This is a genomic window from Rathayibacter sp. AY1F9 (assembly GCF_002932155.1).
GTDB lineage: Bacteria > Actinomycetota > Actinomycetes > Actinomycetales > Microbacteriaceae > Rathayibacter.
Genome location: NZ_PSVA01000008.1, coordinates 22,695 through 37,992, shown reverse-complemented (window position 1 = coordinate 37,992; position 15,298 = coordinate 22,695). Strand labels below are relative to the sequence as shown.

Here is a 15,298-nt window from a genome sequence, read left to right as displayed (position 1 = left end):
GCGGTCAGCGCCGGGACTGGCTCGAGGCCCGGCGCGGCGGGGTGCGGCGGACGAACTCCATCCGGATCTCCGGCGCGATTTTCCGGTCGAGCACGACCGTCATGTAGCGGCCGTCGACGCGGGCGCCGATCGCGACCACGTCCGGATCGGTGTCCACGCGGTAGCCGCGCAGCGCCTCCCCGTCCACGATCACCGGGACGCCCCGCACGACGTCCTCGTCGCGGAGGGCGGCGGCGACCACCGGCATCCCGCCGCGGCGGCTGCGCACGCGGCCCGGGAAGGTGTTGCGGAGCACGTCGCCCATGTGTGCCGCGAGGCGGGACTCCAGGGGCCGGCTGCGCTCGGCGGGGATCGGCACGGAGGTGCGGACCGCCTCCCAGAGCACCGGGTACCGCATCCGCGTCACCTGGTCGACCATCCACGGCGGCAGGTGGTCGTTCTCGGCGCGCTCGATCGCGCGCTTCTGCTCGGGGGTCAGCGGGACGTGGTTGACGGGGTCGGCGCGGTTGCGCGGGTTCTTGTAGAACGAGTACGAGAGCGAGATCTCGACGAAGCGGCCGAGCGCCATCGTCTGCGCCGCGGCGAACTCCTCCAGCCTCGGCTGGGGCGCGAACGCGAGGACGGGATCGCCGAAGCGAGCCGCGATCTCGTCCACCCCGGGAGGGGCGGGCATGTCGCGGACAGCTCCCGTCGTGTCCATGCGCATACGTCAAGAGTGGCCTGCCTCCCAGCCGATACCAACTTCTTGACGGAGATCGGCTTTCGGGTCGTCGTCCTTTCACCTGCCCGAAACATGCGGGAGGCAGGAGGGGTGTCTCGGCGGGCGCCTCCGGGGCTCCTCCGGGCGGCGGGCTGCGAAGATGGAGGGATGAGCGCTCTGCACGATCCCGACGTCCGCGGCTTCGCCTCCGACAACTACTCCGGAGTGCACGACGAGGTCCTCGCCGCGATCGCCGCGGCCAACGGAGCGCACCAGATCGCCTACGGCGAGGACGTCTACACCGAGCGCCTGCAGGAGGCGTTCCGCCGCGAGTTCGGCGAGCAGGCCCAGGCCTTCCCCGTCTTCAACGGCACGGGCGCCAACGTCACCGGCCTGCAGTCGATGCTGCCGCGGTGGGGCGCCGTCGTCTCGGCGGGCACCGCGCACATCACCTCCGACGAGGGCGGAGCGCCGGAGAAGGTCGGCGGGATCAAGATCCTCACGGTCCCCACGCCCGACGGCAAGCTGACCCCGGCGCTGGTCGACCAGGAGGCGTGGGGCTTCGGCGACGAGCACCGCGCCCAGCCGCTCGTGGTCTCGATCACCCAGTCCTCCGAGCTCGGCACCGTCTACACCCCGGAGGAGGTGCGCGCGCTCGCCGACCACGCGCACGGCCTCGGCATGCGGCTGCACATGGACGGGGCGCGCATCGCGAACGCCGCGGCCGCCCTCGGCCTGCCCCTGCGGTCCTTCACGACCGACGCAGGCGTCGACGTGCTCTCGTTCGGCGGCACCAAGAACGGCATCCTGCTCGGCGAGGCGATCGTCGTGCTAGACCCGGCGGCCTCGACCGGGCTGACCTTCCTCCGCAAGACCAACATGCAGCTGTCCTCCAAGATGCGCTTCATCTCGGCGCAGCTGCTCGCCCTGCTCGGCGACGGCGGCGAGGAGGAGCCCCTGTGGCTCCGCTCGGCCCGGCACGCGAACGCCATGGCGGCGCGCCTGCGCTCGGGGCTCGAGGAGGCGATCGCCGCCGGCCGGATCACCGGGCTCGAGTTCACGCAGCAGACCCAGGCCAACGCGGTGTTCGCGACGCTGCCGCCCGGAGTCGCGGACCGGCTCCGCGCCGCCTACCGCTTCTACGACTGGAACCCGGCGACCGGCGAGGTCCGCTGGGTCTGCTCCTTCGACACGACGGAGGACGACATCGACGCGTTCACGGCCGCGATCGAGCGCGAGCTGGCCGCGTGAGGGCCCGCCTCCCGCGCCTGGCGACGGTCGGCGCCGCGCTCGCCGTTCTCGTCGCGCTGACGGGCTGCACGTCGGCCGAGCGCTCGGACGTCGCGGCCACCCCGTCGGCGTCCGAGACCGCCGCTCCGACTCCGTCCGCGACTCCGACGCCCTCCGCGACTCCGACGCCCTCGCCCACGGCCTCGACCCGCCTGGGCTGCGACTCCCTCCTCCCCGCCACACGGGCGGCCTCGGCGCTGGGGGTCTCCCGCAGCGCTCTCGAGGGCAGCCGCGAGGTGACGACGCGCTCCTCGGGCGAGCTGATCCGCGAGGCCGCGGAGGAGAACGGCGGAGTGCTCCGCTGCGCCTGGTACGACGAGGACGCCTCGATCACCGCGGCGGCGGTCGACGACGCCGCCGAGGCGTTCGCCGGCCGTCCGGGCCCGCGCCTGGAGACCGGCGTCGAGGCCTACGGCTCCTGCACCGACGGCAGCTGCGACCTGGACCTGCTCGCCGGCGCCACCTGGGTGACGCTGCAGCTGCGCGGCGCCCCGGCCGCGGTCGACCTCGCCGCGCTGGCGACCGGCACCGCCTCCGCCGCGCTCGGCAGCCTCGACGAGCCGGTCACCGCGACGGCGCCCGTCTGCACCGAGGTCCTGACGGCCGAGCAGCTGTCCGGTGCCGCCGGTCTCGCGCAGGCTACCGCGGGGACGGGGACCGGGACGCCGACCACCGCGTCGGCCGCTGCCGCCGCCCGGGCCGGGTACGCCTCCTGCAGCTGGAGCGACGCCTCCAGCGCCGCCTACTCGGGAGTGACGGTCGACGCGCTCCCGAACGGCGACGACGGCTGGCGGAACCTCTCGCTGACCTCGGGCCTGGCGATCCCGCTCGAGCCGCTCGACGGCTTCGGCGAGAAGGCCCTCACCGGCTGCGCGGCGGGCGTCTGCGAGATCGACGCGCTGGCCGACGACGTGTGGTGGCGCGTGACCGTCACCGGCGACGCGGCGAAGGCCGAGGCCGTCGCCCGCGCCGTGCTCGCGAACGCCTGACCCGCGCACCCCGCTCCTCCTTCGCGAGCGGGTCAGCGCCAGTACTCGTACCAGGACGACTCGCGGCAGCCGAGGGACGCGTAGAGGCGGCGGGCGCCGGCGTTCTCGGCGAGCACCTGGAGCCAGAAGCGCGCGACGCCCCGGCCGGACGCGTCCTCGAGGAGGGCGCGGATCACGGCGGAGGCGAGCCCGCGGCGCCGGGCGTCCGGCCGGGTCGCCAGCGCGAAGAGGCCGCCCCAGAGCTCGCCGTCCGGCGCCGTGACGAGCGCGAGGCGGCCGGTCGCGGCCGGGCCGTCCCCGTCGATGGCGAGCGCGTAGGAGGAGGGGCAGCCCGCGAGGATGCGCTCGGCGACCGCACGCTCCTCCGCGCCACCGCGACCGTCCACCGACCACCAGAGGGCGAGCCAGTCCTCGTCGGGAGCGGGGGCGAGGCGGACGCGAGGCCGCGGCGCGGATACCGACGGCGCGGACCCCGACGTCGTGGACAGGGCGGCGAGCGCCTCCTGCACCGAACCCGTCAGCACGAGCGTCCGGTCGATCGGCGCGGCGCCCCGCTCGGCGAGCAGCCCGGTCAGACCGGCGGGGCTCGGCGGCCCGATCTGCACGAGGGGCGCGATCCCGTGCTCGCGGGCGAACGCCTCCGCCGCGTCGAGCGCCGCCTCCTGGTCGACGACGTCGCCGGACGCGAGCACCGAGTTCGCGCGCTTGGTGACTCCTGCGGAGGCGCGCAGCTCCCACGCGCCGAGGGGGCGCCGCACGAGCGCGGGCCAGGCGTCGGCGGCGAGGCGGTCGAGCAGGCGCGGATCCATCGGGCCACGGTAGCGGGAGCGGCGCCGGAGCCCGGCGGGCACCCCCGGAGACGGCTCCGGCCCGCAGGATCCGCCGCGGACGAGCCGAGCGGGATCCTGCGGGCCGGAGGCCGTGGAGGGACGAGCCCTACATGTTGATCATGTGCCCCTTGAGGCCGTGGAAGCCCTCCTGCAGCGCCTCCGACAGCGTCGGGTGGGTGTGCACGTTGCGGGCCAGCTCGGTCGCGGTGAGGTCCCACTTCTGGGCGAGCGTGAGCTCGGGGAGCAGCTCCGAGACGTCCGGGCCGATCATGTGGGCGCCGAGGAGCTCGCCGTACTTCTTGCTCGCGATGAGCTTCACGAAGCCGGTGGGCTCGCCGAGGCCGTGGGCCTTGCCGTTCGCCATGAAGGGGAAGGTCGAGACGGTGATCTCGTGTCCCTCGTCCGTCGCCTGCTTCTCGGTGAGGCCGAAGGAGGCGATCTGCGGCTGGCAGAACGTCGCGCGCGGCATCATCCGGTAGTCGCCCAGGGTCTGGGTCTCGGCACCGGCGAGGGTCTCGGCGGCGACGACGCCCTGCGCCTCCGCGACGTGCGCGAGCTGGAGCTTCGCGGTGACGTCGCCGATGGCGTAGATGTGCGGCACGTTGGTGCGCATGTGGTCGTCGATCGCGATCGCGCCGCGCTCGGTGAGCTCGACGCCCGTCTTCTCGAGGCCGAAGCCCTCGGTGCGGGGGACCCAGCCGATCGACATGAGCACCTTGTCGACCTCGAGGGTCGACTGCGTGCCGTCCTTCGCGGTGTAGGTGACCGTGACGTAGCCGTCCTTGTCGACGACCGACTCGACCTTGGTCGAGGTCAGGATCTCGACGCCGAGCTTCTTGTACTGCTTCTGGATCTCCTTGGAAACGTCCGGGTCCTCGTTGGGGAGGGCGCGGTCCATGAACTCGATGATCGTCACGTCGACGCCGTAGTTCTTGAGGACGTAGGCGAACTCCATGCCGATCGCGCCCGCGCCCACGATGGCCATCGTGTCGGGGAGCTCGCGGGTCATGATCTGGGTCTCGTAGGTGACGACGTTCTCGGAGAGCTCGACGCCGGGCAGGAGGCGGACGCTCGCGCCGGTCGCGATGATCGCGTCGTCGAAGGTCAGCGACTCCGTGCCGCCCTTGCTCAGCTGCACGTCGAGGCCCTGCGGGCCGGTGAAGGAGCCGACGCCGTCGAACTCGGCGATCTTGTTCTTCTTCATCAGGAAGTGGACGCCCTTGGTGCGGCCGTCCGCGACCGAGCGGCTGCGGTCGAACGCCGCGCCGAAGTCGAACGAGACGTCGCCCGAGATGCCGAACTGCTTCGCCTGGGTGTGGAAGAGGTGGGCGAGCTCCGCGTTGCGCAGCAGCGCCTTGGACGGGATGCAGCCGACGTTGAGGCAGACACCGCCCCAGTACTGCTTCTCGACGACGGCGACGGACTTGCCGAGCTGGGCGGCGCGGATCGCGGCCACGTATCCGCCGGGGCCTGCCCCCAGGACGACGACGTCGAAGTGCTGGGCCATGGATGATCCTCCAGAGTCGTGGATGGTGGTGCGCGGGGTGACCACGCCGTCTCCCACCGTACCGTTCCGGGGCTCGGAGGCGGCCCGCTCCTCCGTGGGCGAACGCGCGTGCGGGCGCCTGCCGTGCACGCGCGGGAATGCCCGCGGGGCGGGGACGGTTGGGCTCCACGGGCGACGGAGCCCCTCCCCCAGTCCCCCGCACGGAAGAAGCCCCGCGATGTCCGCCACCGCCTCCCGCACCGCCAGCACCAGCGCCCCGATCCTCGACGTCCTCGCGGAGCGCTGGAGCCCCCGCTCCTACGACGCGTCCGCGACCGTCTCCGACGAGACCCTCGCGTCCCTCCTCGAGGCCGCGCGCTGGTCCCCGTCCGCCAGCAACTCGCAGCCGTGGCGCTTCATCGTCGCCCGCCGCGGAACCGACGGGTTCGACCGCATCGTCTCGACGCTCGCCGGCTTCAACGGCGCCTGGGCCGGCTCCGCCGCCGTCCTGGTCGTCGCGCTGGCCGAGACCGTCGACTCCGAGGGGAAGCCGCGCCCCTGGGCCGTCTACGACCTCGGCCAGTCGATCGCCCACCTCAGCGTCCAGGCGCACCACGAGGGCCTGCACGTGCACCAGATGGCCGGCTTCGACAAGGACGCCGTCCGCGCCGCGTTCGGCGTCGACGAGCGCTTCGACCCGGTGACGATCGCCGCAGTGGGAGTCGCGGCCGACGCCGACGCGCTGGCGAACGAGACCCTCCGCGAGCGCGAGACCGCGCCGCGCACCCGCCTGCCCCTCGAGGAGCTCGTGCTCGTCCAGGCGTAGCCCTCCGGCGGAAGGCCTCCCCCGTCTGCGGACCGGGGAGGCCTTCCGCGTCCCACCCCCTGTGTTACTCCCCGTGTCGGTCCCCGCTGTGCCGCCGGGAGCCTCTCCGTACGATCGGACGATCCGCCCGCCCGTCCCGCTGCCCGGAGAGACATGCCCGCCACCCCCGCCGCCCGCACGAGCCTGGCCTTCGACGCCGAGCTCGGCCAGTCGGCGTTCCCCGTGCGCTTCGAGGGGGTCGGCCGCACCTTCGCGCCCGGGTCCCCCGTGCTGACGGACGTGACGCTCGAGGCCGCCGCGGGCGAGGTCATCGCGATCCTCGGCCCGAGCGGCTGCGGCAAGTCGACGCTGCTGCGCATCGCGGCGGGCCTGGACACCGCCTCCGAGGGGTCCGTCCTCATCGACGGCGCCCCCGTCTCCGGCATCGACCCGCGCTGCGCGGTGGCGTTCCAGGAGCCGCGGCTGCTGCCCTGGCGGAGCATCGCCGACAACGTCGCGCTCGGCCTGCCGCGCGGCACCCCGCGCCCGGCCGCCCGCGCCGCCGTCGACGAGCTGCTCTCGCTGGTCGGCCTCACCGCGCACGCCCGCTCGCGGCCCCGCGAGGTGTCCGGAGGCATGGCCCAGCGCGCTTCCCTCGCCCGCGCCCTCGCCCGGAACCCCGGCGTGCTCCTCCTGGACGAGCCCTTCGGGGCGCTCGACGCGCTGACCCGCCTGCGGATGCAGGACCTGCTGCTCGACGTGCACGCGGCGGCTCCGGCGACGATCCTGCTCGTCACCCACGACGTCGACGAGGCCCTGCAGCTGGCCGACCGCATCGTGCTCCTCGGGCGCGACGAGCCCGGAGGCGTCTCGCGCATCCAGCGGATCGTCACCGTCCCCGGCGCGCGGCCCCGCGACCGCGGCTCGGCGGAGCTCGCCGAGCACCGGGCCGAGCTCCTCGCGGGGCTGGGCATCGAGCGGCACTGACCCCGGGCGGATCGACCCGCGTCCCTCCACCCGGGCGGCACGGTCCGGGCGGCACGACCTCCCTCCCCAGCCGCCTCCTCCTCCCGCTCTCCACCGCACGAGCACCTCCCCGCACGCCCCTCCCCTGCAGCGTCCACACTCGCTGTCACCGCATCCCCGAAGCCGAGGCCCCCATGTCGTTCACCAGCTCCCCGCTCACCCGCCGCACCGCTCTCGCCGGTCTGCTCACCGCCGCCGCCGTCCCGCTCCTCGCGGGCTGCGTGCAGGGCGAGGGCGGAGGAGGAGCGGCGGCCGCGACCGCCGACGCCGCCTCCGGAGGAACTCAGGGCGGCACGCTCACGCTCGACTTCGCGACGTACAACCCGCTGAGCCTGGTCATCAAGGAGAAGGGCTGGCTCGAGGCCGCCCTCGCCGAGCAGCAGGTCACCGTCGCCTGGGTGCAGTCGGCCGGCTCCAACAAGGCCAACGAGGCCCTGCGCGCCGGAGCGATCGACGTCGGCTCCACCGCCGGCTCGGCCGCACTGCTCGCCCGCTCGAACGGCGCGCCGATCAGGACGATCGACATCTTCTCGCAGCCGGAGTGGTCGGCCCTCGTCGTCCCCGCCGGCTCGGCGATCACGTCGGTCGAGCAGCTCAAGGGCAAGCAGATCGCGGCCACCAAGGGCACCGACCCGTACTTCTTCCTGGTGCAGGCGCTCGAGGCCGCCGGCCTGGGTATCGGCGACGTGACGGTGCAGAACCTGCAGCACGCCGACGGCTGGGCGGCGCTGCAGAACGGCTCCGTCGACGCCTGGGCGGGCCTGGACCCGATCATGGCCGGCGCCGAGGCGGCCGGGGCGACCCTGCTCTACCGCAACGTCGACTTCAACTCCTACGGCCTGCTCAACGCGACCGAGAGCTTCCTCGCCGAGAAGCCGGACCTCGCGCAGACCGTCGTGAACGCGTACGAGCACGCCCGCGCCTGGGCGCTCGAGAACCAGGACGAGACGGCGAGCATCCTCGCCTCCGTCGCCGGCCTCGACGTGGCGGTGGCGACGACGGTCATCACCGAGCGCAGCAACCTCGACGTCGACAACGTCCCCGGCTCCGCGCAGACCGACGTGCTCGCCGTGATCGGCCCGATCTTCGTCGAGAACGGCGACGTCGCCTCGCAGCAGCAGGTCGACGACGCGCTCGAATCGCTGCTCGACGACACCTACGCCTCGGCGGCCGACCCGAGCGCCATCGGCGCCTGAGGGTCCGGCCCTCCGCCCCCGACCCCGTGTTCCGAGGAGACCGACGATGACGATCCGCGACGACGACACCGCGACCGACGCCGATGTGCTGCGGCGGAGCGCGCTGTCCGCGCCGATGCCGGGTGAGCCCGGACTCGTGACGGCGGGCCCGTCGGTCGCGGCCTCCCAGCGCCGCCTCCGCGAGGACCGCTCCCACCCGCTCACCACGCGACGGTGGTTCGTGGTCGCGGGAGGCGCGATCCTGCCCGTGCTGCTGCTCGCCGCCTGGCAGATCGCGACGACGACCGGGATGGTCTCGGTGGCGGTCTTCCCCTCGCCCGCGATGGTCTGGGCGGCCGGCGTCGACCTCGCCCAGCGCGGCGACCTCGGCCAGGACGTCGCCATCTCGACGCAGCGCGTGCTCATCGGGTTCGCGCTCGGCTCGGCGCTCGGGCTCGTGGTCGGCGCGCTCTTCGGGCTCTCCCGCGTCTGGGAGGTCGTCCTCGGGCCGACCCTCGGCGCGATCCGGGCGGTCCCGTCGCTGGCCTGGGTCCCGCTGCTGCTGCTCTGGATGGGCATCGGCGAGGAGTCGAAGATCACGCTGATCACGATCGGCGCGTTCTTCCCCGTCTTCACCACGGTGGCCACGGCGCTCGGCCACGTCGACCGGCACCTCGTCGAGGCGGGCCGCGCCTTCGGCCTCTCGGGCGTCCGGCTCTTCACGACGGTGCAGCTGCCCGCGGTGATCCCCTCCGTGATCTCCGGGCTGCGCCTCGCGCTCGCCCAGTCGTGGCTGTTCCTGGTCGCCTCCGAGCTCATCGCCTCCTCGATGGGCCTCGGCTTCCGCCTCATCGACAGCCAGAACAACGGCCGGATCGACCGGGTGTTCCTGGCGATCGTCCTGCTGGCCGTGCTGGGCAAGCTCACCGATGCCGTCGTCGGCGTGTTCCAGCGCTACGCCGTGAGGAAGTGGGCGTGAGCGCCGGGGAGGGAGCTCCGAGCGTGAGCGGGACGATCGCCAACCTGCTCGACGAGCACCGCCGGTTCCCCCCGCCCGCAGCCTTCGCCGCGCAGGCGAACGCGGGCGCGGAGGAGTACTCGCGCGCCGCCGCCGATCCGGTCGCGTTCTGGGAGGAGGCCGCCCGCCGCCTCGAGTGGGCGGAGCCGTGGCACACCGCCCACAGCTGGGAGCCTGCCGCTCCGCTGCCCGACGGCTCGCTCTCGGTGCCGCGCACGACCTGGTTCGAGGGCGGACGGCTGAACGTGGCCGTCAACTGCGTCGACCGCCACGTGGACGCGGGACGCGGCGGGAAGACCGCCCTCCACTTCGAGGGCGAGCGCGGCGACCGGCGGTCGATCACCTACGCCGAGCTCCAGCGCGAGGTCTCCCGCGCCGCGAACGCGCTGACCGCGCTCGGGATCGGGAAGGGCGACCGCGTCGTCGTCTACCTACCGGTGATCCCCGAGACCATCGTCATCACGCTCGCGATCGCGCGGATCGGAGCGATCCACTCGCTCGTCTTCGGCGGCTTCTCCGCCGAGGCGGTGCGGTTCCGCGTGGAGGACACCGGCGCGAAGCTCCTGGTCACCACGGACGGGCAGTTCCGGCGCGGAGCGGCGGTGCCGGTCAAGGCGAGCGCCGACCGGGCGGTCGAGGGCGTCGCGTCGATCGAGCACGTCCTCGTCGTCCGCCGCACCGATGAGACCGACGTCCCGTGGACCCCGGGCCGCGACGTCTGGTGGCACGAGCTGGTCGACGCGCAGAGCGACGTCCACGAGGCCGAGGCCTTCGACTCCGAGACGCCGCTGTTCATCATCTACACCTCCGGCACGACCGGGAAGCCCAAGGGGCTGGTGCACACCAGCGGCGGCTACCTCACGCAGGCCTCCTGGACGCACTGGGCGGTGTTCGACGCGAAGCCGGACGACGTGCACTGGTGCACCGCCGACCTCGCCTGGGTCACCGCGCACACCTACGAGATCTACGGACCGCTCTCGAACGGGCTCACCCAGGTCATCTACGAGGGCACCCCGAGCACCCCGCACACCGCCCGGCACTTCGAGATCATCGAGCGGTACGGGGTGACCGTCTACTACACGGCGCCGACGCTGATCCGGACGCTGATGACCTGGTTCCCCGAGGGCGTGCCCGCCCGGTACGACCTGTCGAGCCTGCGCCTGCTCGGCACCGTCGGCGAGTCCATCAACCCCGAGGCCTGGGTCTGGTTCCACGAGGCGATCGGCGGCGGACGCTGCCCGATCGTCGACACCTGGTGGCAGTCCGAGACCGGCGCCGCGGTGATGTGCCCGCTGCCGGGCGTCTCGACCCTCAAGCCGGGCTCGTCGCTCGGAGCCCTGCCCGGGCTCGGCGTCCTCGTGGTGGACGAGCACGGCGAGCGGGTGCCGAACGGCTCCGGCGGCTACCTCGTGGTCGACCGGACCGGGCCGGCGCTCGCCCGCACCGTGTGGGGCGACCCGGAGCGGTACCGCGACTCCTACTGGGCCCGCTACGCGTCCCAGGGGTGGTTCTTCTCCGGGGACGGCGCGAAGTACGACGCCGACGGCGACGTCTGGGTGCTGGGCCGCGTCGACGACGTCATCAACGTCTCCGGGCACCGCCTGTCCACGATCGAGATCGAGTCGGCGCTCGTCGCCCATCCGGCCGTCGGCGAGGCCGGAGTCGTCGGAGTCGCCGACGCGACGACCGGGCAGGCGATCGCGGCGTTCGTCATCCCCTCCGACGAGGCCGTCGACCGCGCCGAGGAGGACCCGGCCTACTGGGCCGCGCTCGGCACGACGCTCTCGGCGCTCCTGCGCGACCACGTGGCGGTCGCGATCGGTCCGATCGCCAAGCCGCGCGACGTGGTGGTGGTGCCGGATCTGCCCAAGACCCGCTCCGGCAAGATCATGCGGCGGCTGCTCGGCGACATCCGCGACGGCCGCCCGCTCGGAGACGTGACGAGCCTCCAGGACGACACCGTCCCGGCGCGCATCGCCCGCATCGTCGCCGAGCGCGGGTAGGCGCCGCGCCAGTCGGACGCGGCGGGCGGACCCTGTTTCGGGGAGGCGTCGGGAGCCTGCGCGTCCGCGGCGAGGAGGGGCCGCCGGGGAGCATCCGGAGTAGCGTGAAGCCGTGCGCGACGTCCAACAGCAGATCATCTCCGAGCTCCACGTCTCCCCCGCCGTCGATCCGGCCGTCGAGGTCGAACGGCGCAGCGGATTCCTCGCCGACTACCTCCGCAGCACCGGCGCGAAGGGCCTCGTCCTCGGCATCAGCGGCGGCCAGGACTCGAGCCTCGCCGGGCGCCTCTGCCAGCTCGCGGTCGAGCAGGTCCGCGCGAGCGGCGGCGACGCCTCCTTCATCGCGGTCCGCCTGCCGTACAAGGTGCAGGCCGACGAGGAGGACGCCCAGCTCGCCCTCACGTTCATCCGCCCGGACCGCCAGGTCGTCTTCGACATCCACCAGGGCGTCGACGGCGTGGCCGCAGCATTCGGCGATGCGGTCGACGAGCCGATCAGCGACTTCGTGAAGGGCAACGTGAAGGCGCGGATGCGGATGATCGCGCAGTACGCGATCGCCGGCCAGGCCGGGATGCTCGTCGTCGGAACCGACCACGCGGCCGAGGCGGTCACCGGCTTCTTCACGAAGTACGGCGACGGCGGCGCCGACGTCCTCCCGCTCACCGGCCTCACCAAGCGGCAGGGGCGCTCGCTCCTCGAGCACCTGGACGCACCGGCCCGGCTCTACGAGAAGGCGCCGACGGCGGACCTGCTCGACGACAACCCCGGCCAGACCGACGAGACGAACCTCGGGCTCACCTACGCCGACCTCGACACGTACCTCGAGGGCGGCGAGGTCGACCAGGCCGTCGCCGAGGCCATCGAGGCGCGGTACGCCGCGACCGAGCACAAGCGCCAGGTGCCGCTGTCGATGTTCGACGACTGGTGGCGCTGAGCCGCCGCTGACCGCTTCCAGCGGCCGGCAGCTCAGGACCGCACGGGCCCCGCTGAGGCGGGGCTCCCGTGCGTCCGGCGCGGAACCGATGCGAGGACCGGACCCGCCGCGGTATCAGGAGTCGGCGCGGGCGTTGTAGACGAGCACCTCGCCGGAGTCGACGGAGGCGCGGTAGGCGCGGAACACGTCGAGGGCCTCGTCGCGGAGCACGCCGTCGACGACCTCGATGCCGCGGGCCTCGAACTGCGCGGCCCAGTCCTCGCGCATCGGCCCCTCGTCGAAGGTGCTGATCTCCTCGAGCTCGGGGCCGGAGCCCGCGACGACCAGGCGGCGCACCCCCGACCACATCGTCGCTCCGTAGCACTGCACGCACGGGCGCCAGTTGACGACCAGGTCGTGCGCGGGGAGGCCCTCGCCGCCGAGGTCCCAGGTGCCGAGCGCGGTCTGCGCGAGACCGAGCGCCGTCACCTCGGCGTGGCCGGACGAGACCCCGCTGCCGAGGACGACGTTCACTCCGACCGAGACGAGACGACCGGAGTCGCGCTCGACGACGATCGCCGCGAACGGGCCGCCGTTCCCCTCGCGGAAGTTGCGGTCGGCGAGCGCGTGCACGAGGGCCATCCGGTCCTCGAGGCTCGGGAGGACCTCGGGGACGTCGCGGAGGGCGTCGCCGATCCAGGCGGGCAGGGCGATCTCGTAGCGGGTGGCGAGGCGGTCGATGTCCATGGGTCCTCCGGGAGACGGGGCGGGGCGGGGCGGCGGGCGGAGAGGGATGCGCGGCAGGCACGGCACAAATGACGCGCGGGCGGCGGCGGCCGTCGCCCCTCAGCCTCGCAGTGCCGAGCGCCGGAGACGGAATCGGCCCGGCGCGTCGACGCGGAGGTCAGGCGAGGAGGGCCTCGCCGAGCGCCGCGGCCTGCGCCGCCCAGAAGCGCTTCGCCACGCCGGTCCGGCGGAACAGGGCGTCGAAGCCGTGGAAGGCGCCCTCCACGATCTCGAGCCCGCACGGCACTCCGGCCGCGCGCAGGCGCTCGGCGTAGCGGACGTCCTCGTCGTGGAAGAGGTCGAGGCCGCCGACGCCGATCCAGGCCGGCGGCAGGCCCGTGAGGTCGTCGCGGCGGGCGGGGGCGGCGTAGGCCGTGACGCCGGGGCCGCCGGGCTCGCCGGCGAGGTAGGCGGTCCAGCCGAAGCGGTTGCTGCCCGGGGTCCAGACGCGGACTCCGCGCGGAGGAGGACCGGGCCGGGTGACGGTGCGGTCGTCGAGCATCGGGTAGACGAGCAGCTGGAACGCGGGCTGCGCTCCTCCGCGGTCGTGGGCGAGGAGGGTCGCACCCGCGGCGATGCCGCCGCCCGCGCTCGCGCCTCCGACGGCGATGCGCGCCGGGTCGACGCCGCGCTCCTGCGCGTGCTCGACGAGCCAGTCGAACGCGGCCAGCACGTCCTCGACGGCAGCCGGGGCCGGATGCGCGGGCGCGAGGCGGTAGTCGACGGAGACGACCGTGATGCCCAGGGTGCGGGCGAAGTCGATGCGGACGCCTCGTCCTGGAGGTGGCTGCCGAGCACCATGCCGCCGCCGTGCACCCAGAGGAGCGCGGGAGCGGTACCGCGGAGGATGCGCGGCCGATAGCTGCGGGCCCGGACGGGAGCGGCTCCGGCGACGGGGATCTCGACGTCGTCGACCACGATGTCGGGCGGGGCCTCGCCTCCCTCGGCGGCGCGTCGCGTGGCGAGGCGCAGCAGTCGCGGGCCGAGGACGATCGGCGGGAGGAAGCGGCCGAGCGCGAGGTCGGGGTGGAAGAGGGGCGCCGTCGCGGCGGTGCGGGCTGACGCGGTCATGCGCGGGAGGCTACTCCTCACGGCCGTGCCGGCGCCCCTCCGCGGGACTACGGACGCACGAGGGTCTTGATCGCGCGGCGCTCGTCCATGGCGGCGTACGCCTCGGCGATCTCCTCGAGGGGCAGCTCGAGGTCGAAGACCAGACCGGGCTCGATCGCGCCGCTGAGCACGTCGGGCAGCAGCTCGGCCATGTAGCCGCGGACCGGCGCGACTCCGCCGTTGACGCCCACGTTCGAGCCGAACATCTGGCGGACGGGCAGCTCGGGGCCTCCGTTGGGGACGCCGACGTAGCCGACCATGCCGCCGGGGCGGGCGGAGTCGAGGGCCTGCTGCATCGACTCCTTGGTGCCGACGCACTCGAGCACGCAGTCGGCGCCGATCCCGCCGGTCAGCTCGCGGACGCGCGCGACGCCCTCGTCGCCGCGGGTCTCGACGATGTGGGTCGCCCCGAAGCGTCGGGCGAGGTTCTGCCGCGACTCGTGCCGCGACATCGCGATGATCGTGGTCGCGCCGAGGCGCTTGGCCGCCAGGACGGCGCAGAGGCCGACCGCGCCGTCGCCGACGACCGCGACGGTCGAGCCAGCGGTGACGCCGGCCGAGACCGCGGCGTGGTGGCCGGTCCCCATCACATCGGCGAGGGTGAGCAGGCTCGGGATGAGCGCCGGATCCGGATCGATGCCCACGCGGAAGAGCGTGCCGTCGGCGAGGGGCACGCGCACCTTCTCGCCCTGGGCGCCGTCCGCGAAGCCCTCCTCGCGGACCTCGGCGCCCCACCAGCCGCCGGTGAGGCACGAGGTGGAGACGCCGTTGGCGCAGTTCGCGCAGGTGCCGTCGCAGACGTAGAACGGGGCGATCACGAAGTCGCCGACCGCGACGTCGTGCACGTCGTCGCCGATCTCCTCGACGACGCCGACGAACTCGTGGCCGATGCGGTGCGCCTCCTTGGTGGGCGTGACGCCGCGGTAGGGCCACAGGTCCGAGCCGCAGACGCAGGCCGCGGTGACGCGGACGATCGCGTCGCGCCCCGTCGAGAGCTGCGGGTCGGGGACCTCCTCGAGTCGGATGTCGCGCTCGCCGTGGATGAGTGTTGCTCGCATGGGTGCTCCTGGTCGGGAGGGGGATGGGGTCGGCGTCCACGGTACGCCCGCGACCGGCCGCGGGCGCCGGAGAGGCGGGGGCTTGCACGAACGCGCGCCGACGCGGCCC

At 73.9% G+C, this 15,298-nt stretch carries 15 protein-coding genes; 9 read left to right on the top strand and 6 right to left on the bottom strand.

Features of this window, described 5'->3' with window-relative positions; genetic code table 11:
- Positions 1–4 precede the first annotated feature (4 nt).
- Positions 5–700 carry a hypothetical protein gene (locus C5C37_RS07240; protein WP_104338722.1) on the bottom strand — a complete coding sequence of 232 codons (696 nt, stop codon included), beginning with the start codon at positions 698–700 and terminating at the stop codon, positions 5–7.
- Between the two features lie 168 nt (positions 701–868).
- Between C5C37_RS07240 and C5C37_RS07235 the strand changes: the two genes are divergently transcribed.
- Together C5C37_RS07235 and C5C37_RS07230 are read left to right on the top strand one after the other, a co-directional pair.
- A complete protein-coding gene (locus C5C37_RS07235) occupies positions 869–1,951 on the top strand; it encodes a low specificity L-threonine aldolase (RefSeq protein ID WP_104222816.1) in 1,083 nt (360 codons plus the stop codon).
- Positions 1,948–2,979, top strand: coding sequence for a hypothetical protein (locus C5C37_RS07230; RefSeq protein WP_104338721.1), 1,032 nt, complete (start codon positions 1,948–1,950; stop codon positions 2,977–2,979). The genes C5C37_RS07235 and C5C37_RS07230 overlap by 4 nt, the downstream gene beginning before the upstream one ends.
- A gap of 32 nt (positions 2,980–3,011) precedes the next feature.
- Here C5C37_RS07230 and C5C37_RS07225 read toward each other — a convergent pair whose 3' ends face one another.
- Together C5C37_RS07225 and lpdA are read right to left on the bottom strand one after the other, a co-directional pair.
- Positions 3,012–3,788, bottom strand: coding sequence for a GNAT family N-acetyltransferase (locus C5C37_RS07225; RefSeq protein WP_104338742.1), 777 nt, complete (start codon positions 3,786–3,788; stop codon positions 3,012–3,014).
- A gap of 127 nt (positions 3,789–3,915) precedes the next feature.
- Positions 3,916–5,316, bottom strand: a complete 1,401-nt coding sequence (gene lpdA / locus C5C37_RS07220; protein ID WP_104222818.1) for a dihydrolipoyl dehydrogenase — start codon at positions 5,314–5,316, stop codon at positions 3,916–3,918.
- 217 nt (positions 5,317–5,533) lie between these two features.
- Between lpdA and C5C37_RS07215 the strand changes: the two genes are divergently transcribed.
- From C5C37_RS07215 to nadE, 6 genes are all read left to right on the top strand, one after another.
- Positions 5,534–6,121 (top strand): nitroreductase family protein, encoded by a 588-nt coding sequence (locus tag C5C37_RS07215; RefSeq protein WP_104250693.1) that lies wholly within the window; start codon positions 5,534–5,536, stop codon positions 6,119–6,121.
- Between the two features lie 153 nt (positions 6,122–6,274).
- Complete coding sequence (locus C5C37_RS07210) at positions 6,275–7,087, top strand: ABC transporter ATP-binding protein (RefSeq protein WP_104222820.1); 813 nt, start codon at positions 6,275–6,277, stop codon at positions 7,085–7,087.
- Between the two features lie 173 nt (positions 7,088–7,260).
- Positions 7,261–8,322, top strand: coding sequence for an aliphatic sulfonate ABC transporter substrate-binding protein (locus tag C5C37_RS07205; RefSeq protein WP_104338720.1), 1,062 nt, complete (start codon positions 7,261–7,263; stop codon positions 8,320–8,322).
- Between the two features lie 46 nt (positions 8,323–8,368).
- Positions 8,369–9,280 (top strand): ABC transporter permease, encoded by a 912-nt coding sequence (locus tag C5C37_RS07200; RefSeq protein ID WP_244229541.1) that lies wholly within the window; start codon positions 8,369–8,371, stop codon positions 9,278–9,280.
- Positions 9,281–9,303: 23 nt separating this feature from the next.
- Positions 9,304–11,322, top strand: a complete 2,019-nt coding sequence (acs, locus tag C5C37_RS07195; protein WP_104225883.1) for an acetate--CoA ligase — start codon at positions 9,304–9,306, stop codon at positions 11,320–11,322.
- A 112-nt stretch (positions 11,323–11,434) separates the two neighbouring features.
- Positions 11,435–12,256, top strand: coding sequence for an ammonia-dependent NAD(+) synthetase (nadE, locus tag C5C37_RS07190; protein WP_104225736.1), 822 nt, complete (start codon positions 11,435–11,437; stop codon positions 12,254–12,256).
- Positions 12,257–12,370: 114 nt separating this feature from the next.
- On the opposite strand, the gene C5C37_RS07185 is transcribed toward nadE, so the two are convergent.
- Both C5C37_RS07185 and C5C37_RS07180 read right to left on the bottom strand, forming a co-directional pair.
- Entirely contained in the window at positions 12,371–12,982 is a 612-nt protein-coding gene (locus tag C5C37_RS07185; protein WP_181027247.1) for a nucleoside deaminase, read from the bottom strand.
- A 157-nt stretch (positions 12,983–13,139) separates the two neighbouring features.
- Positions 13,140–13,760, bottom strand: coding sequence for an alpha/beta hydrolase (locus tag C5C37_RS07180; RefSeq protein WP_258074072.1), 621 nt, complete (start codon positions 13,758–13,760; stop codon positions 13,140–13,142).
- A 44-nt stretch (positions 13,761–13,804) separates the two neighbouring features.
- On the opposite strand from C5C37_RS07180, the gene C5C37_RS17720 reads away from it, so the two are divergent.
- Entirely contained in the window at positions 13,805–14,083 is a 279-nt protein-coding gene (locus C5C37_RS17720; protein ID WP_219814469.1) for a hypothetical protein, read from the top strand.
- Between the two features lie 56 nt (positions 14,084–14,139).
- Here the strand turns inward: C5C37_RS17720 and C5C37_RS07175 are convergent, their stop codons facing one another.
- Positions 14,140–15,189, bottom strand: a complete 1,050-nt coding sequence (locus tag C5C37_RS07175) for a zinc-dependent alcohol dehydrogenase family protein (protein ID WP_104222823.1) — start codon at positions 15,187–15,189, stop codon at positions 14,140–14,142.
- Positions 15,190–15,298: the final 109 nt, after the last annotated feature.

What these genes read in the sequence shown, in the direction of transcription:
- C5C37_RS07240 (WP_104338722.1), bottom strand. Translation starts at nt 700, where the DNA reads ATGGACACGACGGGAGCTGTCCGCGACATGCCCGCCCCTCCCGGGGTG.
- C5C37_RS07235 (WP_104222816.1), top strand. Translation starts at nt 869, where the DNA reads ATGAGCGCTCTGCACGATCCCGACGTCCGCGGCTTCGCCTCCGACAAC.
- C5C37_RS07225 (WP_104338742.1), bottom strand. Translation starts at nt 3,788, where the DNA reads ATGGATCCGCGCCTGCTCGACCGCCTCGCCGCCGACGCCTGGCCCGCG.
- lpdA (WP_104222818.1), bottom strand. Translation starts at nt 5,316, where the DNA reads ATGGCCCAGCACTTCGACGTCGTCGTCCTGGGGGCAGGCCCCGGCGGA.
- C5C37_RS07215 (WP_104250693.1), top strand. Translation starts at nt 5,534, where the DNA reads ATGTCCGCCACCGCCTCCCGCACCGCCAGCACCAGCGCCCCGATCCTC.
- C5C37_RS07210 (WP_104222820.1), top strand. Translation starts at nt 6,275, where the DNA reads ATGCCCGCCACCCCCGCCGCCCGCACGAGCCTGGCCTTCGACGCCGAG.
- C5C37_RS07205 (WP_104338720.1), top strand. Translation starts at nt 7,261, where the DNA reads ATGTCGTTCACCAGCTCCCCGCTCACCCGCCGCACCGCTCTCGCCGGT.
- C5C37_RS07200 (WP_244229541.1), top strand. Translation starts at nt 8,369, where the DNA reads ATGACGATCCGCGACGACGACACCGCGACCGACGCCGATGTGCTGCGG.
- C5C37_RS07185 (WP_181027247.1), bottom strand. Translation starts at nt 12,982, where the DNA reads ATGGACATCGACCGCCTCGCCACCCGCTACGAGATCGCCCTGCCCGCC.
- C5C37_RS07175 (WP_104222823.1), bottom strand. Translation starts at nt 15,189, where the DNA reads ATGCGAGCAACACTCATCCACGGCGAGCGCGACATCCGACTCGAGGAG.